This is a genomic window from Glutamicibacter sp. JC586 (assembly GCF_009805585.1).
Classification (GTDB): Bacteria; Actinomycetota; Actinomycetes; order Actinomycetales; family Micrococcaceae; genus Glutamicibacter.
The window spans coordinates 369,434-390,793 of record NZ_VHIN01000022.1 but is presented as its reverse complement, the minus strand read 5'-3'; the positions used below and the strand labels follow the sequence as shown (position 1 = coordinate 390,793).

21 protein-coding genes and 2 tRNA genes are annotated in these 21,360 nt (G+C 55.8%); 9 read left to right on the top strand and 14 right to left on the bottom strand.

What is annotated here, in order from left to right; all coding sequences use genetic code 11:
* Position 1 precedes the first annotated feature (1 nt).
* Positions 2–1,117 carry a pyruvate dehydrogenase (acetyl-transferring) E1 component subunit alpha gene (gene pdhA, locus FJV47_RS15615; protein WP_159614913.1) on the bottom strand — a complete coding sequence of 372 codons (1,116 nt, stop codon included), beginning with the start codon at positions 1,115–1,117 and terminating at the stop codon, positions 2–4.
* A 164-nt stretch (positions 1,118–1,281) separates the two neighbouring features.
* On the opposite strand from pdhA, the gene FJV47_RS15610 reads away from it, so the two are divergent.
* Positions 1,282–1,740, top strand: coding sequence for an Lrp/AsnC family transcriptional regulator (locus FJV47_RS15610; protein ID WP_235026498.1), 459 nt, complete (start codon positions 1,282–1,284; stop codon positions 1,738–1,740).
* Between the two features lie 78 nt (positions 1,741–1,818).
* Here the strand turns inward: FJV47_RS15610 and FJV47_RS15605 are convergent, their stop codons facing one another.
* Together FJV47_RS15605 and FJV47_RS15600 are read right to left on the bottom strand one after the other, a co-directional pair.
* On the bottom strand, positions 1,819–3,444 hold the full coding sequence (locus tag FJV47_RS15605) for a cation acetate symporter (protein WP_159614591.1): 1,626 nt from the start codon (positions 3,442–3,444) through the stop codon (positions 1,819–1,821).
* The gene (locus FJV47_RS15600; RefSeq protein WP_159614589.1) at positions 3,445–3,789 is read right to left on the bottom strand and encodes a DUF485 domain-containing protein; all 345 of its coding nucleotides are present in this window, start codon (positions 3,787–3,789) and stop codon (positions 3,445–3,447) included.
* 195 nt (positions 3,790–3,984) lie between these two features.
* Between FJV47_RS15600 and FJV47_RS15595 the strand changes: the two genes are divergently transcribed.
* The 6 genes from FJV47_RS15595 (at position 3,985) to FJV47_RS15570 (ending at position 9,825) form a co-directional block, all read left to right on the top strand.
* Positions 3,985–5,166 carry a sensor histidine kinase gene (locus FJV47_RS15595; RefSeq protein WP_159614587.1) on the top strand — a complete coding sequence of 394 codons (1,182 nt, stop codon included), beginning with the start codon at positions 3,985–3,987 and terminating at the stop codon, positions 5,164–5,166.
* 45 nt (positions 5,167–5,211) lie between these two features.
* A complete protein-coding gene (locus FJV47_RS15590) occupies positions 5,212–5,928 on the top strand; it encodes a LytTR family DNA-binding domain-containing protein (RefSeq protein WP_159614585.1) in 717 nt (238 codons plus the stop codon).
* Positions 5,929–5,945: 17 nt separating this feature from the next.
* Positions 5,946–6,368 (top strand): hypothetical protein, encoded by a 423-nt coding sequence (locus tag FJV47_RS15585; protein ID WP_159614583.1) that lies wholly within the window; start codon positions 5,946–5,948, stop codon positions 6,366–6,368.
* Between the two features lie 43 nt (positions 6,369–6,411).
* On the top strand, positions 6,412–7,836 hold the full coding sequence (locus tag FJV47_RS15580; protein WP_159614911.1) for a cation acetate symporter: 1,425 nt from the start codon (positions 6,412–6,414) through the stop codon (positions 7,834–7,836).
* Positions 7,837–7,944: 108 nt separating this feature from the next.
* Entirely contained in the window at positions 7,945–8,616 is a 672-nt protein-coding gene (locus FJV47_RS15575; RefSeq protein WP_159614582.1) for a GntR family transcriptional regulator, read from the top strand.
* The gene (locus FJV47_RS15570; RefSeq protein WP_159614580.1) at positions 8,617–9,825 is read left to right on the top strand and encodes an MFS transporter; all 1,209 of its coding nucleotides are present in this window, start codon (positions 8,617–8,619) and stop codon (positions 9,823–9,825) included.
* A gap of 70 nt (positions 9,826–9,895) precedes the next feature.
* On the opposite strand, the gene FJV47_RS15565 is transcribed toward FJV47_RS15570, so the two are convergent.
* The 6 genes from FJV47_RS15565 to rpsB all read right to left on the bottom strand — a co-directional run bounded on the left by FJV47_RS15565 (position 9,896) and on the right by rpsB (position 15,082).
* Positions 9,896–10,489, bottom strand: a complete 594-nt coding sequence (locus FJV47_RS15565) for a DivIVA domain-containing protein (RefSeq protein ID WP_159614578.1) — start codon at positions 10,487–10,489, stop codon at positions 9,896–9,898.
* A 105-nt stretch (positions 10,490–10,594) separates the two neighbouring features.
* On the bottom strand, positions 10,595–11,716 hold the full coding sequence (locus tag FJV47_RS15560) for a phosphatidate cytidylyltransferase (RefSeq protein ID WP_235026497.1): 1,122 nt from the start codon (positions 11,714–11,716) through the stop codon (positions 10,595–10,597).
* Complete coding sequence (gene frr / locus FJV47_RS15555; RefSeq protein ID WP_159614576.1) at positions 11,716–12,273, bottom strand: ribosome recycling factor; 558 nt, start codon at positions 12,271–12,273, stop codon at positions 11,716–11,718. The genes FJV47_RS15560 and frr overlap by 1 nt, the downstream gene beginning before the upstream one ends.
* Positions 12,274–12,351: 78 nt before the next feature.
* On the bottom strand, positions 12,352–13,074 hold the full coding sequence (gene pyrH / locus FJV47_RS15550) for a UMP kinase (RefSeq protein ID WP_159614907.1): 723 nt from the start codon (positions 13,072–13,074) through the stop codon (positions 12,352–12,354).
* A 200-nt stretch (positions 13,075–13,274) separates the two neighbouring features.
* On the bottom strand, positions 13,275–14,111 hold the full coding sequence (gene tsf / locus FJV47_RS15545) for a translation elongation factor Ts (RefSeq protein ID WP_159614573.1): 837 nt from the start codon (positions 14,109–14,111) through the stop codon (positions 13,275–13,277).
* A gap of 146 nt (positions 14,112–14,257) precedes the next feature.
* The gene (rpsB, locus tag FJV47_RS15540; RefSeq protein WP_159614571.1) at positions 14,258–15,082 is read right to left on the bottom strand and encodes a 30S ribosomal protein S2; all 825 of its coding nucleotides are present in this window, start codon (positions 15,080–15,082) and stop codon (positions 14,258–14,260) included.
* Between the two features lie 393 nt (positions 15,083–15,475).
* Between rpsB and FJV47_RS15535 the strand changes: the two genes are divergently transcribed.
* Entirely contained in the window at positions 15,476–16,003 is a 528-nt protein-coding gene (locus FJV47_RS15535) for a M23 family metallopeptidase (protein ID WP_235026496.1), read from the top strand.
* Positions 16,004–16,454: 451 nt separating this feature from the next.
* On the opposite strand, the gene FJV47_RS15530 is transcribed toward FJV47_RS15535, so the two are convergent.
* The 4 genes from FJV47_RS15530 to FJV47_RS15515 form a co-directional block, all read right to left on the bottom strand.
* Positions 16,455–16,528: transfer RNA gene (locus tag FJV47_RS15530), tRNA-Ile, on the bottom strand.
* 98 nt (positions 16,529–16,626) lie between these two features.
* Positions 16,627–17,814, bottom strand: coding sequence for a glycosyltransferase (locus FJV47_RS15525; RefSeq protein WP_159614569.1), 1,188 nt, complete (start codon positions 17,812–17,814; stop codon positions 16,627–16,629).
* A gap of 49 nt (positions 17,815–17,863) precedes the next feature.
* Positions 17,864–18,775 (bottom strand): DMT family transporter, encoded by a 912-nt coding sequence (locus tag FJV47_RS15520; protein ID WP_159614567.1) that lies wholly within the window; start codon positions 18,773–18,775, stop codon positions 17,864–17,866.
* 89 nt (positions 18,776–18,864) lie between these two features.
* Complete coding sequence (locus FJV47_RS15515; protein ID WP_159614565.1) at positions 18,865–19,704, bottom strand: phage holin family protein; 840 nt, start codon at positions 19,702–19,704, stop codon at positions 18,865–18,867.
* A 480-nt stretch (positions 19,705–20,184) separates the two neighbouring features.
* Here FJV47_RS15515 and FJV47_RS15510 point away from each other — a divergent pair, with 480 nt between their 5' ends.
* Positions 20,185–21,153 (top strand): isoprenylcysteine carboxylmethyltransferase family protein, encoded by a 969-nt coding sequence (locus tag FJV47_RS15510; RefSeq protein ID WP_159614563.1) that lies wholly within the window; start codon positions 20,185–20,187, stop codon positions 21,151–21,153.
* A gap of 50 nt (positions 21,154–21,203) precedes the next feature.
* Here the strand turns inward: FJV47_RS15510 and FJV47_RS15505 are convergent.
* A tRNA-Asn gene (locus FJV47_RS15505) sits at positions 21,204–21,276 on the bottom strand.
* Between the last annotated feature and the right edge of the window lie 84 nt (positions 21,277–21,360).

The window sequence follows — 21,360 nt, the reverse complement described above, 5'->3', positions numbered from 1 at the left end:
ATCATTCACCACCCTCAAAGTCAGCCAAATAATCCAAGTACTGCTTTGCCGACCGTTGGGTTGGTTCGTGCTCTTCTGCATATACATTGGTGAAGAGTTCTTCAGCCTGCGGATCTTCCATGCTGGTGATGGCGGCACGCAGTTTTGCCGCCATATCGTCAGCAGCATTTTCCGCACGCTGCTGATAGGACTGAACGTCCGCACCAAGTTCATGCAGGTACTTCACCAACCGGTCGATCGGGTCCTTGGCTTTCCACTCTTCAAGCTGCTCGGCCTTGCGATATCTGGTGGGATCATCGGCTGTGGTGTGTGAACCCATGCGATAGGTAACGGCCTCAATGAATGTGGGGCCTAAACCGTGCCGCGCATGAGCAAGTGCTGCCTTGGTGGCCGCATAGACGGCCAGGATGTCGTTGCCGTCGACCCGCCAGGTTTTCAGCCCAAATCCATGGGCGCGGTCGGCAATCTGCGTGCGGCTTTGCAAAGCTACCGGCTCTGAGATGGCCCACTGGTTGTTCTGGCAGAAGAAAAGTACGGGCGCTTGATAGCTGGCTGCAAAAATCATCGCTTCATTCACGTCACCCTGGCTGGTGGCGCCATCCCCGAAGTACGCCACTGAAACCTGTTTGCCACCATCAAATTTGATGCCCATACCGTAACCGGCTGCGTGTAGCGCTTGAGATCCGATGACAATTTGTTGACAGGCGATGTTGACTTCGTTCGGATCCCATCCACTGGCTTGAGCCCCGCGCCATACGCTGAGCAGGTCCTCTGCCTGCACTCCCCTGGCCCATGCGACACCATGTTCGCGATAGGACGGAAAAATGAAGTCATCATTTTCGGTGGCTCGTACCGAACCAATTTGTGCAGCTTCCTGACCGAGCAATGGTGCCCAGAGCCCCAGCTGCCCCTGGCGCTGCAGGGCGGTGGCCTCGTTGTCCATGCGGCGCAGCACGATCATGTCGCGCAAAAAATCCGCAAGGTCAGCTTCCTTGAGCTCTTTGAGGTGGTGGTCAAGTTCTTCGTCTGGGATTCGTTTCCCGTCGACGTTCAGCAGCTGATGCGTTGGTAGGCATCCGGCGGCTACGTCCATGTGCTGTGTGGACACGATCGGCATCCTTACTTTCACGTAGTCGTTGGCGAGATTCCTCATCGAACCCCGCTAAGTGTGATGCTACTCACGTAAAGCAAGTCGCACAATGGTCAGCGAAAAATTAGCGCAAAACGCCCTATTTATCCCCATCAGCTAGTGCTAACGTGCTCATTATGCACCTCTTAGACATGACAGATCGACGAATCTTGCTCGCGCTGGCCACCGCCAAAAGACGTACCGGCTCCGCGATCGCGACCGCGTTGAACTTGGGACGAAATACGGTGCAGACTCGCCTAACTCGGTTAGAGAACGAGGTTCTAGAAAATCCGGACCGCCGCATCCCTCCAGCCGCGTTAGGCTACGGCTTGCTCTCCTTCATCGAGCTGCACGTCGATCAGCGCTACCTCGAAGAAATTACCGCCAAATTGGCCACCATCCCAGAAGTCCTTGAAGCTCACGGCCTGACGGGCAATGCCGATATTTTGGTGCGCGTCGCGGCCAAAGATGCCGAACAGCTTTTTGGCGTTCATGGCCAACTGCTACATATCGAAGGTGTGAACCGCGCTGACTCTGCCCTGTCGATGGCCCAGCTGGTGCCTTATCGAACTACCGCCCTGTTACGCCACTGCATCAAAAACTCCAACTAGCTGTGCGCACAAAAAACTCTGGGAACCAACTACTGCCGTTGGTTCCCAGAGTTACTTGTTATTCAGTTTGACCTTGTTTTAGTGGTCGACTGCCTTTTCAGCACCGACGCCGGTAAGTGAACGAACTTCCATTTCAGCTGCCTTGGTTCGATCTTCAACTCCCTTGTCGGTAATCGAGCCGATCCAACCGAGCAGGAAGGCCAGCGGAATCGAAACGATGCCAGGGTTGGCCAGCGGGAAGATGGACATATCGATACTTGGGATCATCGAGGTTGGCGAGCCAGAGAAGACCGGCGAGAAAATAATCAGCAACAGTGCCGATCCCAAACCACCGTACATCGACCAGACTGCACCGCGGGTCTTGAAACCCTTCCAGAACAGCGAGTACAGGATAGTTGGAAGGTTGGCCGAGGCAGCCACGGCGAAGGCCAGCGCCACCAGGAAGGCCACGTTCTGCCCCTGAGCACCAATACCACCGGCGATAGCGAAGACACCGATCACCAGCACGGTACGTCGCGCCACCTTCATTTCCTTCTCAGGGGTGGTCTTGCCCTTAGCGATCACTGAAGCGTACACATCGTGAGCGAAGGAAGCCGCTGCGGTGATGGTCAAACCGGCCACCACAGCCAAGATGGTGGCGAAGGCTACGGCCGAGATCAGACCCAGCAACACCGTTCCGCCTAGTTCGTACGCCAAGAGTGGCGCTGCCGAATTCACGCCACCTGGAGCAGCCTTGATCCGATCTGGTCCAATCAATGCACCAGCACCGAACCCCAGTACCAGGGTGAACAGGTAGAAGGCACCGATCAACCAGATCGCCCACACCACGGATTTACGAGCTTCCTTGGCGGTAGGCACCGTGTAGAAACGCATCAGCACGTGTGGCAAACCAGCGGTACCCAGTACCAGTGCCAAGGCCAGCGAGATGAAGTCAAGCTTCGAGGTTTCACTCTTGCCGTACTGCAATCCCGGGTTCAAAATTTCTGGGTTACCAGCAACTTCGGCGGCCTTACCCAAGAGTTCAGAGAAGTTGAAGCCGAAGATCGCAAGGGTCCATACGGTCATGATTAGCGCACCGGCAATGAGCAGGCAGGCCTTGATTATCTGCACCCAGGTGGTGCCCTTCATGCCACCGACCAGTACATACAGGATCATCAGGGCACCAACGATCACGATGACCAGTGACTGACCCAGTTTTTCGTCGATACCCAGTAGCAGGGACACCAGTGCCCCGGCGCCAGCCATCTGGGCCAATAGGTAGAACACACAAACAGCCAAGGTGGAAATTGCTGCTGCAATACGCACCGGGCGCTGCTTGAGACGGAAGGAGAGCACGTCGGCCATGGTGAACTTACCGGTGTTGCGCAATAGTTCAGCAACCAACAGCAATGCGACCAACCATGCGACCAGGAAGCCGATGGAGTAGAGGAATCCGTCATAACCATTGATGGCGATGGCGCCAACAATGCCTAGGAAGGATGCTGCCGAGAGGTAGTCACCGGCGATCGCGGTGCCGTTCTGCGTTCCGGTAAAGGAACGTCCACCAGCATAATAATCGGCGGCGGTCTTGTTGTTTTTAGAGGCCCGAAGCACGATGACCAGGGTGATGCCCACGAAAGCGACAAAGATGGCGATATTCACCAGTGGATTGCCCACCTTGGTGGACTCGGCTGCCCCTTGAGCCAGGAGAGTTAGCGACTGCATTTATTTCACTCCCTGATCTTCCAGACGTTCGCGAATGCGCGTTGCCTGCGGGTCAATTTTCTTATTCGCGTAGCTCACGTACGCAGCGGTGATTGCAAAGGTAGAGACGAACTGCAAGAGCCCAAGGAGGATACCGAGGTTGACATTGCCCCAGACCTTTATGGACATAAAGTCGTGGAAATAGTCAGCGAGCAAGACGTAGGCGAAATACCAGACGAGGAAGAAGATGGCCATCGGGAAAACGAAGCTGCGATGAGTTTTGCGCAGTTCTTGAAATTCCTCGGATTGGCTCTCTTTGACGAAATCGACGTCGCCGGTGACGTCGTGTTCCGGGTTGGCGCTCATTGAGGCCCTCCTTGAGCGAGTTGAAGATGTGAGCGAGCCCACATCAATGGTGTGACTCAATTCACTATTGGGCATGAATCCTCGCGCGACTAGGCCTATTGACCGCTCCGTGGTTCAACGGGCTGTTTTATGCGTTCAACGGCACACACCATCGCGCTGAGCGCACACTGAGATCGTGGGCCGTAGGATGTGAATATGTCTCCCGCCCTGCAAATCACCCTGATCGTGGTCATCGTGGTGCTCGGCATAAGCATCGTGGGCTATTTCGGATTTAGGATCTCGCGTTCCACCAAGGAAATGGGAACCGACGCTGAAGAAGCCACCTACAAAACGTTGCACCACATGTCGGTAGCGGTACCTCATCTGGAGCGTGGCTTGACCGAAGAAGGGGCGGCCAAAAGCGCTAAGGCACTACGCAAGTTGCTGAATTCTCAGGTGCTCTTGATTAGCGACAGCACTCGAATCTTGGCCACCGACTCCGGCATCGAGTTCACTGCCCAGTTGGAAGAAGACGCGGCGAAGGCCTGCACATCCACGCTGAGCACCGGCAAAACGCAGGTGAATCATTCTGCTTCCATGGATATTGTTTCCGCCCCAATCATGGTGGGCGATCAAGTGGTCGGTACGGTGGTTGCCCTTTCACATCACGCTGGAGCCAGCTTTGTTCGCGCGGTCTCGGAGGTCGCCGTTTTTGTCTCCGCTCAGGTTTCCACCGCGCAGCTCGATGAGTCCAAGGCAATGCTGCTTGAAGCCCAAATGCGTGCCCTGCGGGCGCAAATCTCCCCACACTTCATCTACAACTCGCTAAACGCCATCGCCTCGTTTATTAATACCGATCCGGCCCGGGCTCGCGAATTGGTCATCGAATTTGCCGACTTCACCCGGTACTCCTTCAGGCGTCGCGGTGAATTCACCACGCTGGCCGAAGAGCTAGAAGCCATTGACCGGTACCTACTGCTTGAAAAGGCAAGATTCGGCGAACGGATCAAGGTTGCCCTACAGATCGCCCCGGAAGTTCTCCCCACCCAAATCCCCTTTTTAGCCTTGCAACCATTGGTGGAAAATGCGGTGCGCCATGGGCTGGAGGCCCGCCCCGATGGTGGGGTCATCTCCATCACCGCTATGGAGGATGGTTTGCACGCGGTGATCACGGTCGAAGACGACGGGATGGGCATGGACCCCGAGCAACTGGCCAGCGTCCTAGCCGGCACCACGACCACCATGCATGTAGGCCTGCGCAATGTGGACCTGCGGCTACGCCAGTTGTATGGGAACTCCAACGGACTGATCATCGATACGGCACCGGGCGCTGGAACACTGATCACCCTACGCGTACCGAAGTTCCGGGCGCCGGACACCACCGGCGCCCAGACTTAGGACTCGGGTTGTTTAGAAATACTATGGAAACGGTAGAATTTTTGCATGATTAATGTGGTGGTAGCCGATGACGAACTCCCTGCAGTGGAAGAGATCTGTTTCCTGCTGAGCCAAGATTCGCGCATTGGCAAGATCCACCGCGCTACCTCCGGGGCCGCCGCCCTGAAGGCCCTAGAAGAAAACGAAGTGGACGCGCTCTTCTTAGACATCCACATGCCAGCCCTCTCCGGGCTTGATATCGCCCGGGTAATCTCCCGCTTTACCCATCCCCCGCTGGTTGTTTTTGTGACCGCCGATGAAGACCAAGCGCTGCAAGCCTTTGAATTAGCAGCCATCGACTATGTCCTCAAACCCATCCGCCCGCAGCGTTTGGCCGAGTCCGTTCGCCGAATTTGCGAACTTGTTGATGAAACACCAGCCAAGCCGGAAATGATCACGGTGGATCAAGGCGGCATCACCAAGCTGATCCCTCGCAGTGACATCGGTTATGTTCAGGCTCAAGGCGACTATGCACGGCTGCACACCAAGGAAGCCAGCTATCTGATCCGGGTTCCGCTCAACGATCTGGAGGCCCAATGGGCAGAATCCGGATTTGTGCGCATCCACCGTTCCTACTTGGTATGTATGGAGAAGATCGAGACCGTGCGACTGCAGACCGGTAAGGCAGCGGTGATCGTGCATGGAGCGGAGTTGCCCATTTCCCGACGCGCCCTGCCGTACCTGCGTGAGCGTCTGGCTGCCAACCGCGTCCGTCCACTCTAGGGATCTGCGGAGCCTGCGTGCAGAATCCAGAAGCCGAGCATCATTCTCAGCCCGATAGTTCACCGGTCAACGATTTACCGGGACGGTTTGCCCAGCAGCGCCCGCAACGAGTGCGGGTGCAAGCACCACAAGATGCTTCGCTCTCAGTCACTCGCCAACCACCTGAGCATACTGCCGAAGAATTCTACGTCAGACAGCTCATTCGTTCGCAGTTGCGCCTAGCTTGCGCTGTGGCGGCCGGGCTGCTGGCCCTGCTGGTGGGCATCTGTTCACTGCTAGTGTTCTGGCCTGTGGTCTCGGATATCGAGCTCTTTCACATTCCGCTGCCGTGGTGGGTGCTCGGGGTAGGGATATACCCGCTGATTATCGTGGCGGGCATGCTGTACACCAAGGCTGCAGCACGCAACGAGCGGCGGTATCGGAGTATCAGCCGTGGCTAGTTTATTTTCGGTGGCGGCCCTTATCGTAGTCTGCGTAACCACCATGCTCATTGCCTTCTACGGTCTGCGCATCTCCCGCACCACCTCGGATTTTTACGTAGCTTCACGCACCGTGCGGCCGTGGTGGAACGCCTCGGCGATCGGCGGCGAGTATCTCTCTGCCGCCTCCTTCCTGGGCGTGGCAGGACTCATCGTGCTCTCCGGAGAATCGGGCTTGTGGTTCCCGATCGGCTACACAGCCGGTTACCTCATGCTTTTGCTCTTTGTCGCCGCTCCCCTACGCCGATCCCGCGCCTATACCATTCCGGACTTCGCGCAGATCCGCTTCGAGGATTCTGCGCTGCTGCGCAAACTGACCACCTACCTGGTGGTGGTGATCTGCTGGCTGTATATCGTCCCGCAGATGCATGGAGCGGCGCTGACCCTCTCTATCGCTACCGGGCTCCCGGGCTGGGTAGGGCCAATTGTTGTGGCAGTGGTGGTTTGTGTGACCGTACTATCCGGCGGCATGCGCTCGGTCACCTTCGTCCAGGCCTTCCAATACTGGTTCAAGCTGGCAGCATTGGTGATCCCCACCCTTTTCCTCTTGGCCCGAGCTATCCCAGAACATGCTGCCAGTGAACGAGCCCAGAGCCTTTCCACCCAGCTGGAATCGGTCACGACGATGAATATGTACGAGACCATCTCGATCATCTTGGCCCTGCTCTTTGGCACCCTTGGCTTGCCGCATGTACTAGTCCGTTTTTATACCAATCCCACCGGATCCAGTGCCCGCACCACCACGGTGATCGTGCTCTGCCTGCTCTCCGCGTTCTACCTGCTGCCCACCACCTTGGGTGTGTTAGGTATCTTGTACACCCCAGAACTTGGCGCCGCTAACGAGAGCGATGCGACGATTCTGTTACTGCCAGGCAGACTGCTTGACGGTGTGGTGGCCGATGCATTGACCGCGATTGTGGTGGGTGGCGCCTTTGCTGCGTTCCTCTCCACCACCTCTGGTCTCGTGGTCTCATTAGCCGGCGCGATCTCTCAAGAATTCTTCAACGGCACCGTACGTGGTTTTAGAATCTCCACGATCCTTGCCACCGCCCTGCCCGTGCTCATCGCGGTACTCACCAGTTCACTGGCCCTTGCTGGAGCCATCGGCAACGTCTTTGCCTTTACCGCCTCCACCATCTGCCCGTTACTGCTTCTCGGGATTTGGTGGCGCTCGCTTACCGCGAAGGGGGCGATTGCCGGCCTGCTCACCGGCGCCATCACCTGCGGTCTTTCGCTGTCCGTAGGCATTTTCCTGCCCACGATCGATCTGTGGTGGGTTCACCTTCTGCGTCAGCCTGCAGCGTGGAGCGTACCACTGGCCTTTGTGGTGATGATCGTGGTGTCGCGCGGCACTCGACGCGCGGTTCCGCAGAACACCGATCGGGTTATGGCGCTCCTGCATGTACCTGACCCGTCGAGCAATTCATAAAAATCTTCTCCTGACGGCCACGAGCCAGATCTTCCTCTCCCCATTCGCTAGTTTCATTGTCTGACACAAGAATTTATTGATGCATGCATCAAGGAGTACAGTGAATGTATGAGCTATTTGCTACCTTGGGAACCCGATCAAGCCGATGGGTCATTGGCCCGTCGCGTCGCAGCTCATGCTGCGCAACGTATTGTCGAACGCTCCATACCCGCTGGACATCTACTCACCGAGGCCGAGCTGTCCCTAGAAATGGGAGTCAGCAGAACGCCATCTCGTGAAGCAATGCTCCAGCTGGCTCGATGGGGCTTGGTCAGACTCATGCCCAAAAAAGGCGCTGTAGTCACGGCAATCACCTTCGAAGAACGCAGAGACCTACTTGCTACACGCGGCCTGTTCGAGCGTGGAGCATTAGAAGCGCTCACCTCCACACCCGGAAAACTCGCCGAGCTTTCCAGTTCACTGAACGAACCGCTCCAAGCACAGCGTGCAGCCCTCGCGTCCGGAGATCTTTTGGGTTTTGCCAGTGCTGACTTCGCTTTCCATGCTGCGCTCGTTCAGGCTGGGGGCAACAATGTGATCACTGACCTGCTCACCGAATTGGCGCCCCGGCTGGCAAGGCTCACCTTCGAGGCTGCCCTTGAACACCCGGAGCAACTAGCCACCTACCTCAAAGAGCATGAGAGATTAGCCGATCTGGCTGGCCAAGCCAATGCGACCGAATTTGCTCAATGCCTCAACGCTCACCTCACCAAAGCTCATTTCCCGAAAAAGGCGAATTAATTGTTCACGTCCACCAGAGGCAAAACCGGATATCTCTATGTCGCCTGCGCCGTATTCATGATCGCTTGGGGCGGAAATCACTTCACACCGTTACTGCACCTATATGAGGTGCTTGAAGGTTTCCAGCCATGGCAAGCCAATTTGTTGCTGGGCACCTATGTTGGGGGCCTGATCCCTGGCCTGTTATTACTCGGTCCCTTATCTGATCAGCACGGGCGCAAACCCGTGTTGATTGCTGGGACGGTGATCAGCATCTTTGCCAGTGCACTTTTGGCCCTTGGTTCTCATTCGTTGCTGTTGCTTTGCCTCGGGCGACTGATGTCAGGGGTAGGCGTGGGAGCGGCTATGTCGGTTGGTTCAAGCTGGATCAAGGAACTTTCAAGCCACCCCTTCGACACTCATGCTGGTCCCACCGCTGGCGCAAAACGTTCATCTTTGACTCTGACGCTCGGATTCGGTCTGGGAGCAGCTGTCAGCGGAGCCATGGCTCAGTGGGCCCCGATGCCCGAACAAGCGCCCTACCTCATTCATCTGGTTCTCTCACTCGTAGCGCTGGCCTTCTTACTCAGGGCCCAAGAGTCCCTAGCACCAGCACAACGGACTGAAGGTGCTTGGTATAAGGATTTACGAATCCCCTCGGCATCTCATCATCGATTCCGTAAGGTCATCATTCCCACTGCCCCATGGATCTTTGCCGCTGCCGGAGTCGCATATGCGATCATCCCCGCGGCCGTCCAAGACCGACTTGGTACTTGGAGTACGCTCTACGCCACGGTGCTGACCGTGCTGACATTGGGAACCGGGGCGTTGAGCCAGAATTTGGTGCCGTGGATCGCAAAAATCACTGGCGGTCGGGCACTACCCGTGGGAATGACGTTGATGACCATCGGAATGTTGCTCTCAGTACTGGTCGCGTGGGTCGATGCCCCTGTACTGGCTTTGTGTGTGGCCGTGTTGCTAGGTGCCGCATACGGCATCTGCACGGTAGCGGGCTTAATACAGGTGCAGGCTATCGCCACAGCACAAGATTTGGCCGGCCTCTCAGGCCTGTACTACTCACTGGCCTACAGCGGGTTCTTGCTTCCGACCCTTCTGGCGACGCTACTTCCGTTGATGTCCTATGCGGTTTCGCTTGCCTTAGTCGCCGCGGTCTGTGGCATCTGCGCCATCTACTGCGCACGCAGCTTGCGAATCCCAAATGCGGCTTAGCCTAAATACCGTGGGCACCGAACGATAACATTCGGTGCCCACAGAAAATATTCAGTTGGTGGTGCCTGAGCTAGTCGATGGAGGCCATCAGCTCAACCACACGGTCTAAGAACGCATCAACCTGCGACTCTTCATAACCCTCAGTGCCTTGAGCCGAGCGGAACTCCACCCGACGCACGGCATCCACAGCCATCGGTACGTCGTTTTCGAAGTAGTCGATGAGCTGGTCGCACAGGCGATCCACGTCTTCAACGTTGTAGCTAGCTGCGTTGGACCGCGATGGGCGACGGAAGCGCTCGCCCTTGGCACGGTGCAGACGGCCCCGAAGGATCGCTGCGAGGCGTCCAACTTGCTGTAGCCAGACTTCTTCGCCTTGGTGGCTGATCAAATCATCGCGTTCCCGCTTGGCAAATACGTCTTCTAGTCGGTCCAGCGCTCCGTCAACTTCGCGCGCCTGATAGCCACCTTTTTGCGGGGCAAACGTGGTTCGCCGAATCAGGTGGCTAGTGACCACACTGTCGTCATTGCCGTCGCCGTTAAAGGTAGCGCGGGCACGGCTGAGGAACGCATCAACCTGCTTTGCGTTGTAGCCAAACTCCGCATCCGGCACGCGGGAAAACGGAGCATCTTGCTGCTGCGACACGACAGTTCCTTTGTCTCTCATCAGATGTCAGTGGCATATCGCCGCAAGGCGATACCCACATATTCTAGTTGTTCAAACTACTTCTTGGCTCAATGGCCACACCAGTACCGGCAGGCCAATGATGGATCACAACACCGCGGCGGCGAGCATATGCGAAATCAAGTAACCCAGAGGAATCACAAAGAGTACCGAATCCAGTCGGTCCATAATTCCGCCATGTCCCGGTAGCAGGTTGCTCATGTCCTTAATGCCCAGTTCACGCTTGACCATCGACTCCGCAAAGTCGCCTGTGGTCGCCGCGATTGTGGTGAATAAGGCCAGAATCACACCGGTCCACCACGGCATATCCAGCCAGAAGTACATGGCTCCGGCACCGATGGCAGCCGAGCCGAGTAGCGAGCCGGCAAAGCCTTCCCACGACTTCTTGGGCGAGATCTTTGGGGCCATCGGATGTTTGCCGATCAGCACTCCAACAATGTATCCGAAGGTGTCATTGGCGACCGCCAGAAGCAAGATCGTCGCGATTAGCCACTGCCCGTCTTCCCCGTCGAGCATCAACAGTGCAAAGGAGAGCAAGAGCGGAATCCAGCTGATGATGAACACGCTGCTCATCACCGAGGCCACCGCACCCTTCAGACCTTCCATCAATCTGAAGAGCAGCGCGATCAGGATGCAGGCGACAAAGCTGAATCCGAGGGCTTCTATTCCGCCCAGCACGGCACTGACCGGCAGCAGGATCGAGGCCAGATACAACGGCACCTGTGGGACTGCGGTTTTAGCGTGAGTTGTTGCTCTGGCTACTTCCCAACAGCCGATGCCGCTTAGCACGGTGACGGCGAAAACCAGCAAGGGCTCCACCCAAAACAGTCCCACCAACACTATGCCCAGCAGAAGAACTCCGACGCCGATAGCTGCCGGCAGATTCCTCCCGGCACGTGAGGCCTTGGGTTCGGGGTTGCCGATCAGTAGCTCGGGCGGGATCGCCGCCTCTTGCACATCGGGCTCACCGGTTTCAGCAAGATCATCAGAATCAGTGTGTGGCGGGGCCGGCACACTAAGTTCGCCCTGCTTGGCCGGCGCGGTTTCCGCACTGTCTTGATGGTCTGTCTCGGTAGCACCTTGGCTGGCTTTAGCTTGCGCCTCGCGCAACGCACGAGCTTCTCGCCGGGTCATTGGCTGGGCGATACCGGATGCCACTGAGGGCACCGCCGAAGCGTTGCCCTCAGTGTTCTCTGTCGAGCCTGGCATTAGACGTCCAGCAGCTCAGCTTCTTTTTTCTTCACGATCTCATCGACCGATTCAACGTGCTTCTTGGTCAGCGCGTCCAGGTCCTTTTCTGCACGAGTACCTTCGTCTTCACCGATTTCGCCGTCCTTGACCAGCTTGTCGATGGCGTCCTTAGCCTTGCGACGGTGGTTACGTAGCGCAACGCGAGCGTCTTCACCCTTGGCCTTTGCCAGCTTGACGTATTCCTTGCGACGTTCCTCGGTCAGCACCGGAAGGGTCACGCGGATCATCTTGCCGTCCGAGGAAGGGTTTGCGCCTACCTCTGGGTCACCCAGAGCCTTTTCGATTTCACGCATGGCGCTGACGTCGAATGGGGTGATGGTGATGGTGCGTGCTTCAGGTACCGCAAATGTGGCCAGCTGCTGCAGCGGGGTTGGTGCACCGTAGTAGTCAACCATGACCTTCGAGTACATACCTGGGTGGGCGCGACCGGTGCGAATTGTCGCGAAGTCCTCCTTGGCGGCATCAATGGTGCGTTCCATCTTTTCGGCGGTCTCCGCCAGCGTTTGATCAATCACCGGTACTCCTCAAGTACTTCATCTGTGTTTCCGCAACGGGAAAATAAATCTACTTCAATCCTAGGCCACGATCACCGATTAAACGGTGACGGTGGTACCGATCCGCTCGCCACGGATGGCAGCAGCGACATTTCCTTCGCCTTCCATGCCGAAGACCAGCATGTCCAGCTGGTTGTCCTGGCACATGGTCATGGCGGTTTGGTCCATGACACGGATGTCATTAAGCAGGGCTTCGCTGTAGGTCAGGGTAGCCAGCTTCTTTGCGCTGGGATCCTTCTTTGGGTCCGCGGTGTACACGCCATCAACCCCGGACTTAGCCATGAGTACCTCATCGGCGTCCACTTCCAAAGCACGCTGAGCGGCTACGGTATCGGTGGAGAAATATGGCAGACCTGCGCCGGCGCCAAAGATGACAACGCGGTTCTTTTCCATGTGGCGAATGGCCCGGCGTGGAATGTAGTTCTCGGCGACCTGTGCCATTGCAATGGCTGACTGGACGCGGGTTTCAACACCGCACTGTTCCAGGAAGTCCTGTAGTGCCAGGCAGTTCATGACGGTGCCCAGCATGCCCATGTAGTCGGCGCGCGAGCGATCCATGCCGGCAGCCGAGAGTTCCGCGCCTCGGAAGAAGTTACCGCCACCGACAACGATGGCCACTTCGACTTCCCCAACGGTCTGCGCGATTTGCTGGGCGACGCCGCGGACGGTGTCTGGGTCTACGCCGACCTTGCCGCCGCCGAACACCTCACCGGAGAGCTTGAGCAGGACTCGACGACGTTTGGTTTCTGGGGTGGTTGTCATTAGTAGTCTTTCCTGGTTCTCGGAATCAAGCTGTGGGTAGTACTTCCCAGTTCCCAAGGTATCTTGAGATCCGGGCTCGAGAAAAGGGAGGCGAGTCACCGAGTTTTTCTCGGTGCTCACCTCCCTTTGTCTCTGGTGCGGTCAGGTTACCCTGCCCGCCGTTCGCTAAAACGTGTTTTTAGTGCCTGAAGCTCTAAAGCTTAGGCGCCAACGCGGAAGCGAGCGAAAGCAACTGGCTTGGTGCCAGCTTCTTCGAAGACCTTACCAACGGACTTCTTTGCGTCCTTAGCGAAAGCCTGGTCAACCAGAACGATCTCCTTGAAGAAGCCGGTCAGACGGCCTTCAACGATCTTGGTCAAAGCAGCCTCTGGCTTACCTTCTGCGCGAGCGGTCTCGTCAGCGATACGGCGCTCATCGGCGACCTTATCTGCTGGAACCTCTTCGCGTGAGAGGTAAGTTGGAGCCAAAGCAGCGGTGTGAACAGCAACATCGTGAGCAACGGTAGCAGCAGCTTCGCTGTCAGCGTCCACAGCCATCAGAACGCCAACCTGAGCTGGCAGATCCTTGCTGGTCTTGTGCAGGTAAGCTGCAACCTTTGCGCCCTCGATGCGAGCTACGCGACGTACAACGATCTTCTCGCCGAGGATTGCGCCCTCTTCGATCACGGTGTCGCCAAGGGTCTTGCCATCAAGTTCGTAGGCCAGCAATGCTTCTGCATCTGCTGCACCGGAAGCCACAGCGGCATCCAGAACCTTAGCAGCCAGTGCGATGAACTTCTCGTTCTTTGCAACGAAGTCGGTCTCGCAGTTAATCTCGACCATGACGCCGACGTTGCCTTCAACCTTGGCAGCAACCAAGCCTTCAGCGGTCGAACGGCCTTCGCGCTTGGTAGCGCCCTTCAGGCCCTTAACGCGAATGATCTCGATGGCCTTCTCGGCGTCGCCGTTAGCCTCGTCAAGAGCCTTCTTAACGTCCATCATGCCAGCGCCAGTGCGCTCGCGCAGTGCCTTGATATCAGCAGCGGTGTAGTTTGCCACGTGCAATCCCATTCAGCTAGGAGTTTCAAGTTTGATTTGCTTGTGGGACGGGTCGGTTCTCCGGCCCGTCCCACAAGACTTAGTCGAGTCAGCCTCTTAGTAACACGCTAGTGTCCCAAGGCAAACTCTTAGAGTCACGCAGGTGACTACTTGGCTTCTGGTGCCTCGGTTGCAGCTTCTGCAGCAGGAGCTTCAGCCTTAGCCTTCTCGCCCTCAAGCAGTTCGCGCTCCCACTCAGCCAGTGGCTCAGCAGCACCCTCAGACTTGCCTGCAGCCTTGTTGTTCTTGGCGATGAGGCCTTCGGCCACAGCGTCAGCAACAACGCGGGTCAGCAGGTTGACGGAGCGGATTGCGTCGTCGTTGCCTGGGATTGGGTAGGTAACTTCGTCTGGATCGCAGTTGGTGTCCAAGATAGCAACAACTGGGATGCCCAGCTTCTGAGCTTCGTCGATAGCCAAGTGTTCCTTCTTGGTGTCAACGATCCAGATAGCCGAAGGGGTGCGGGTCAGGTTACGGATACCGCCGAGGTTGTTCTGCAGCTTGGTCAGCTCGCGCTTGAGCAGCAGAAGTTCCTTCTTGGTGTGACCGGAGCCAGCAACGTCCTCGAAGTTGATCTCTTCCAGTTCCTTCATGCGCTGAACGCGCTTGGAAACGGTCTGGAAGTTGGTCAGCATACCGCCGAGCCAACGCTGGTTCACGTATGGCTGGCCAACACGGTTAGCCTGCTCAGCGATGGATTCCTGAGCCTGCTTCTTGGTACCAACGAACAGTACGCTACCGCCGTGAGCAACAGTCTGCTTCACGAACTCGTAAGCACGGTCGATGAACGACAGCGACTGCTGCAGGTCAATGATGTAGATGCCGTTGCGCTCGGTGAAGATGAAACGCTTCATCTTTGGGTTCCAGCGACGGGTCTGGTGGCCGAAGTGAACGCCGCTATCAAGCAGCTCTCGCATGGTTACGACTGGCATGTCGCAACTCCTTTCAGCAGTGGCGGACCGGGCACAGGTGCGCCCGCGGTAACTGCTCTTGTTTGTTTGGGTTGATGCAGATAGCCATTGTGGATACCCGCCCTAGTATGCGTGCCGAAGATGCTTGGCATCTCGCCTTCGATCCACCGATTCTCTCGGACCACTGGAATCTCAGGCCACAGCCGAAGTGGCCATGGAAACTCATACGCGAAGTCAATCCCCCATCAGACGAATCCAATTTTGGACACACCTATGACAGGAAACTGCTGATTCAAGTGTACTACAGACAATGGGCTCGCAGGCACCGAGAACAGTGATCTAGAGCCCACCGACTTACCCACAATTCGCGTTCGACTAATACTCCTACCTCACCTGAAGGCACAGCGTGATTACATGAAAACCAAACGCATTTTCTACCTTGCACTGGTGCTGACGTTGAGCTTCATATCGTCGTCAGCCTCAGCAAGCCCGCCAACATCAAGCCCGGTGCCGGCCGCTCTAAGTACTACCGCAGGTTGGCGATGGCCGCTGAATGGAGAACCAAAGATCCTGGAACCTTTCGATAAGCCTGCCCAAAACTGGCTACCTGGCCATCGTGGCGTTGATCTGGCAGCGTCCGAAGGCGCCAAGGTTTTAGCCCCGCAGCGCGGCAAAGTCACTTTCACCTCAAAAGTGGTGGATAGACCGGTAGTGGTAATCGACCACGGCGGAGGTTTTAAGACGAGCATCGAACCGGTCACCGCCACGGTAATGGTGGGTGACATCGTCGATGCTGGGGACCAAGTGGGAACCGTGGCCACCGGCGCTCATTGCTCTGGGCGGTGCATCCACTGGGGCGTGAGATTGAACGGCGAATACGTTGACCCGGTCCTACTCATCCGCGACATGCGGCCATCGATCCTGTTGCCGTTGCACCACTAAGCAATGTTGCACAGCCTGTGCTTCATGCTATTCCCTCGGTACGATGAAGATCCTTCACTAAAGGAAGCAAGGAGTCTAGAAGACTATGAGAAAAGCGTTGGTCGTTACCGCATGCATCGTCGCCTTGATCCTTGGAGTTATTTATAATTTTGGCAAGACGGAACCAAACCCAATTTTGGAATCATCCCGTTCGTCCTATTCGGTCTAGCGTTCATCGCAGGACTGATTTGCCGATTCATTGTGGCTTATCGTTCCGGAAATCCAAAAAGGGGCTTTGAACCACTGCGGGACGCCAACACAACTTTTGAGAATCTAGTTTTAGGCAGGAAGTCCGAAACCGACCCACGCGTTATTCAGCACCACGTTCAAAGTCCGTTCAAAGATCCTGCCGACTAAAAATAGAAATCGCCCGGTAGCTTGTTAACACAAGCTACCGGGCGAAATTCATTTGTAGGGAGTATGGGACTTGAACCCATGACCAAGGGATTATGAGTCCCCTGCTCTAACCAACTGAGCTAACTCCCCACATGTGCTCAACACCAATCGGCGAAACCACACTCGAAATATTCTAGGGCATCACTAGCCAAAACACCGATTTGGCGCTCCCGTGCCGGTCACAAGACTTAGTGAGTCGTGACCTTTTCACCTCGGTACAGGGCTTCAAAAGAGTTCATAGTTTTCTTCTGCGCGTGATTCATCACCTTACGATGCCCCGCTTCACCGAGCTTGGTTCGCTCGGTTTCGTCCAGGGCCAGAATCCGATCCAGCTTGTCAGCTAGATCCTTTCGGTCACCTGGCTTGAACATGTACCCGTTCACGCCCTCGTCCACCAGGTGCGGCAGGGCCATCGCGTTGGCCAGCACCACAGGCTTGGAGGCCGAAAGCGCTTCAAGGGTGACCAACGACTGCAGCTCTGCGGTACCTGGCTGGCAGAAAACGTCACACCGTAAATAAGCCTGGCGAAGTTCCTCGTCGCTCACATGGCCTAGGAAACGGACACGGTCTCGAATCTGTAGCTCGTCCGCGATTTTCTCCAAGTGGACTCGCTGCTCCCCACCACCGACGATTTCAATAATGGCGTCGGGCACGTGGGTCATCAGCGGTAGTGCCTCGATGAGCTCGTTGATGTTCTTCTCAACGGCCAGGCGACCGGCAAAGAGAATCGTGGGGAAATCGTTTTTGACGATCTGCTCCCCCGAGGCCAACTCATAATTGCCCACTTCAATACCGTTAGACAACGGCATGACGTTCATCAGCTTAGCTCGTTCGCGCATCGCTTTGGCAGCCAGCGGAGTTGGAGTTGTCACTGCATCCGCACGGCCAAAAATCTTGCCCATGTCCTTCCACGAGTTATGCGCAACGATGCGCTTGAACCATCGTGGGAAGGGAAGAAACGGATCTAGATTTTCGGGCATAAAGTGATTCGTCGCCACCGAGCGCACCCTATTTTTCTTGGCCCATCCGATAGCACGCTGGCCGATCATATAGTGGCTCTGTGCGTGAATGACGTCAGGTTTAATATCGTTCAGTAGCTTGTCGATCTGCCGATTGGCTTCCCAGGGGAATACGATACGGAAGTACTCGTGGGTTGGAACCGAATGCGATTCAAGGCGATGAATAATCGCCTCATCGCGAATTTCGGTGAAAGTCTTCCCCTTGTCACCACGTACTGCCAGTACATGAACCCGATGTCCACGGGCGTGCATTTCGGTAGCTAACCGATAGCAAAACATCGCTGCGCCGTTGACGTCTGGCGGATAAGTGTCAGCTGCAATGACAATGGTCAGTGGTTTTTCCTCGGCCACGGGCATCCTTAGTCGTTCACAAATTTTGGTTGGATGAAAAGTCTGTAGGTTTAGTCTATTTGGGCTCTTGCAGTTCTTCCTCAGCCTCGGATTGGTTCCGACGCTCGATCACATCCGGGTGGTAGCGAGAAAGAGCAACCACTCCGACAATCGCAAAGCCGGCAGCAACGACCATCAGCACCGAAACAATTAGCGGCACATCCGGACGCAACTCACCCAAAATACTTGCTCCGATGGCTATTCCGATGATCGGATCAATAACCGTCAATCCGGCAATAACAAGTTCCGGAGGTCCTTTTGAGTAGGCCTTTTGCACAAAATATGAACCCAGTAGGCCAGCGACCACCACGGCGATTCCAGCAATCCATGGAAGCTGCAAGAAGTTGCTGTTTCCGATGCCCAGCACCGCGACCGCAATGGTTCGGACCAACACTGCAACAAACCCAAAGAGCACTCCGGCGCCGATAATAAAGAAGATCGCAACCAGCTTGCGGTGGAACAGCACCGTGGCCAACCCCACGATTACTACCACCCCGGCGAGGATCAATTCGATCAAGTGAGACTGTTCTTCGGTGACGGCATGGTTGCTATTTGTTGCGGTGACCGCCAACAGCACAAAACCCACAGAGCCGATCATGCAGCTCAGTATCGCCATCACCGTAGGACGATTCATCGAGATCTTGGTTTCTTTGGCATTCACTACGGCAGTGACGACAAGCGCAATAGCGCCGATAGGCTGCACCACGGTCAGTGGCGCGCTGGCTAAAGCAAAGACGTTGAGCGACATGCCTAGGATCATCAGCAACAAACCGGCCATCCAGACCTTGTTACTGGCGACTTTTCCTGCATTCTTCAGCGTCAGTTCCAGCCCGTCCACAGATTTGCGTACCGCTTTGGACTGGAAATGGGCGCCGAAGGCAAGACAAAAGGCACTGCATAGTGCCGCTGCAATAGCGATCCAAACCATGTCAGTGCCTTTCTAGCCTAAATTGTTCTTATATGACGGGACGGTCCCACTCGCCCAGGCGCTGTTGCACCGCCCCGTCAGTAGAAAACTTAGGAGCGCTTGAATAAAGCGCGGATTACAGCCCCGAGTGCCACCGTGGAACCGGCGATCACTACGTAAGGGCGTGCTTGCTCTAGTCGTTTACCACTGGCTCTGTCAGCCTCCGATTGATCTTCGGAAGACGAAGACGCAGGTCGGACGAATCCACGAGCCTTGGCAGCTGCACCGGAAACCTTGTCTCCTGCGTTCTGCGTAAAGGTACGTACCTTGTCGATCTTGGCCAGTGGCGCTTGAACGCTCTCACCCAAGTTGTCTCGCAGAGCCTGAATCTGACGGCGACGGCGACGGGTACGAAGGATGAGCTCGTCGGCACTTGGTGCCGGTGGCTTTGGTTCCTTCTTCTTGTCTTTGCCTTCGTCATCCTCAGACTTCTTCTTCATTGGCTCGTCCAGGGTGGTCACGTCGAACTCGCTACCGTCCTTGAGAACGCCGAAGTCATGGCGGAGACCGCGGATTGCTGCTTCCGGCTTCAACGGAAGAGCCTTCTTGACCTTCGCGTATCCAACCAATCCCAAAATTCCGGCGACTAGTAGGAAGAACCCGGCAATAATCAAAGCGGCAGCCCATCCGGGCAACCAGATGGCCAGAACGTTAACCAAGGTAACTACGACGGCAATAACAAAAAGCAGAACCACGACCACTGCTGCACCCGCGAGTGCTGCGGCCGTGCCTAGGCTGATTCCTTTGCCCTTGAGTACCGTAGTTGCAAGTTTGACTTCATCAGAAAGCTGTTGGGGAACAAGCTCCTTGAGGCCATCAACCTGCGACTTAGCACTTTTCACGCTCGACTTAAGGCTTTCGTCAGCTTGCGTCGATTCAGCTTCAGTCATGGTTTCTCCATATTCTCGATCGCGCAGCAACCGGATATAACTTACGCTAACATTCCGGTTACCTTGAACGACTCAGTCTTCAGGCGTAAAACCCATAGCTCAATCTCATGCTCTGGGTGTAACTGTTAACGATTCGAAAGTCTATCGTCTAATCACCTGAGGTTATAGGAGATCCAGCCGATGCGAAGAAACCACTTAAAAATAGTTTTCAAACGCTGATGGCTTCCCCGCACTAAGAACTTGCCCGAATTGCATTGTGTCTGAAGAATTTTTCAGGACTTTCACGATTGGTAGAAAGCCAATTATCCGGCGATCGGCTACAACGGATGGTGCTCTGGTGGTAGCTACGCTCGGCACTATTCGGTACTACGTCAGCCTATTCACGGTCGTTTGCAATGCAACTGCAGAATCCGAAGTCGCAAACGGATGCCCTTTGATGGACGCCTAACGTTCTACCATGGGTCGCGTAGGCTGAACTACATGGCTGATGCAGCAAATACGGAACCCTCGGCAAACCCCGCTCGATTCTCACTAGCTCAGCCATTTGATTGGTCACGACTCTTCTTCTTGCTTCAGGCGCTTGCCGGCGCAGCCTGGTGGATTATGGTCTTCACCGTCGAAGGCATCCGCGTTTCGACTCTCGGGGGGCTAAATCCTGGGGTACTGGTCTGGATGGATGTGCCTCTTTTTGTAGTTGGTTCATTGCTATTGGCATTCGGTTGGCGCAGATTCGTTTGGATTGTTCTGCCGTGGATTCTGCTCGTCACCGTTTCGCTGTTCGCCTACTCTCTGATTACTCGAACTGCCGGCATGGGTGCGCTACTCATGATTGCTTCCGCATTTTGTTCGACATTTTCTGCGTTCCAGTTAGTGCTTGGGAGAATTCCCACCGAATATTTGCTGCACGGTCCTTTTGCTTTTTGTAGCGCTCCGCCCACCGATGTTCACGGTAACCTAAGGCGCACAGTGAAGCAGCTCCTGGTCTTTTGGACGCTCTTTTTGGCGGTCATTCCGGGAATCATTGTGGTGGTCGAACGGAGATTGGAAATTTCTCTCGAGGGCTCGATGACCTTGCTCGTCCTCGGACTAGTCCTTTTACTCTTGGCCAGTGCTCTCGGGATTTGGTCCGCCCTGACCATGTCAGCTCGGGGCAAAGGCACGCCGTTGCCATCAGCAATGCCTCGAAAATTGGTGATCTCCGGGCCCTACGCGTTCGTGCGTAATCCCATGGCCGTTGCAGGAATCACTCAGGGCGTTGCCGTGGGGCTGATCTTGGGCTCATGGCTCGTTGTTGCGTACGCGCTAGTTGGATCGCTGCTGTGGAATTGGCTAATACGTCCGGCCGAAGAAGCTAATCTGCGAGAAAATTTCGGCGAAGAATTTACGACTTATCAGCAGCGCGTCTCATGTTGGGTTCCGAAGATGCGCCGGATCTCGGCCAAGCGATAGCAAAAAGATAAGGCCTCGATCCGTTTCAAACGGATCGAGGCCTCAATGAGCTCCTCCAACTGGACTTGAACCAGTAACCCTTCGATTAACAGTCGAATGCTCTGCCAATTGAGCTATGGAGGAATGCAACGAGTAATACTTTAGCACTGGCCAAGTCAGGTTTTCAAATCGGTGAGCTCCAACGCTCAGGAAGCAGATTTACCCCCA

Coding starts and splice junctions, on each gene's coding strand:
- pdhA (WP_159614913.1), bottom strand. CDS start 1,117: ATGCCGATCGTGTCCACACAGCACATGGACGTAGCCGCCGGATGCCTA.
- FJV47_RS15610 (WP_235026498.1), top strand. CDS start 1,282: ATGACAGATCGACGAATCTTGCTCGCGCTGGCCACCGCCAAAAGACGT.
- FJV47_RS15605 (WP_159614591.1), bottom strand. CDS start 3,444: ATGCAGTCGCTAACTCTCCTGGCTCAAGGGGCAGCCGAGTCCACCAAG.
- FJV47_RS15600 (WP_159614589.1), bottom strand. CDS start 3,789: ATGAGCGCCAACCCGGAACACGACGTCACCGGCGACGTCGATTTCGTC.
- FJV47_RS15595 (WP_159614587.1), top strand. CDS start 3,985: ATGTCTCCCGCCCTGCAAATCACCCTGATCGTGGTCATCGTGGTGCTC.
- FJV47_RS15590 (WP_159614585.1), top strand. CDS start 5,212: ATGATTAATGTGGTGGTAGCCGATGACGAACTCCCTGCAGTGGAAGAG.
- FJV47_RS15580 (WP_159614911.1), top strand. CDS start 6,412: ATGCTCATTGCCTTCTACGGTCTGCGCATCTCCCGCACCACCTCGGAT.
- FJV47_RS15575 (WP_159614582.1), top strand. CDS start 7,945: ATGAGCTATTTGCTACCTTGGGAACCCGATCAAGCCGATGGGTCATTG.
- FJV47_RS15565 (WP_159614578.1), bottom strand. CDS start 10,489: ATGAGAGACAAAGGAACTGTCGTGTCGCAGCAGCAAGATGCTCCGTTT.
- FJV47_RS15560 (WP_235026497.1), bottom strand. CDS start 11,716: ATGCCAGGCTCGACAGAGAACACTGAGGGCAACGCTTCGGCGGTGCCC.
- pyrH (WP_159614907.1), bottom strand. CDS start 13,074: ATGACAACCACCCCAGAAACCAAACGTCGTCGAGTCCTGCTCAAGCTC.
- rpsB (WP_159614571.1), bottom strand. CDS start 15,082: ATGCCAGTCGTAACCATGCGAGAGCTGCTTGATAGCGGCGTTCACTTC.
- FJV47_RS15535 (WP_235026496.1), top strand. CDS start 15,476: ATGAAAACCAAACGCATTTTCTACCTTGCACTGGTGCTGACGTTGAGC.
- FJV47_RS15525 (WP_159614569.1), bottom strand. CDS start 17,814: ATGCCCGTGGCCGAGGAAAAACCACTGACCATTGTCATTGCAGCTGAC.
- FJV47_RS15520 (WP_159614567.1), bottom strand. CDS start 18,775: ATGGTTTGGATCGCTATTGCAGCGGCACTATGCAGTGCCTTTTGTCTT.
- FJV47_RS15515 (WP_159614565.1), bottom strand. CDS start 19,704: ATGACTGAAGCTGAATCGACGCAAGCTGACGAAAGCCTTAAGTCGAGC.
- FJV47_RS15510 (WP_159614563.1), top strand. CDS start 20,185: ATGGCTGATGCAGCAAATACGGAACCCTCGGCAAACCCCGCTCGATTC.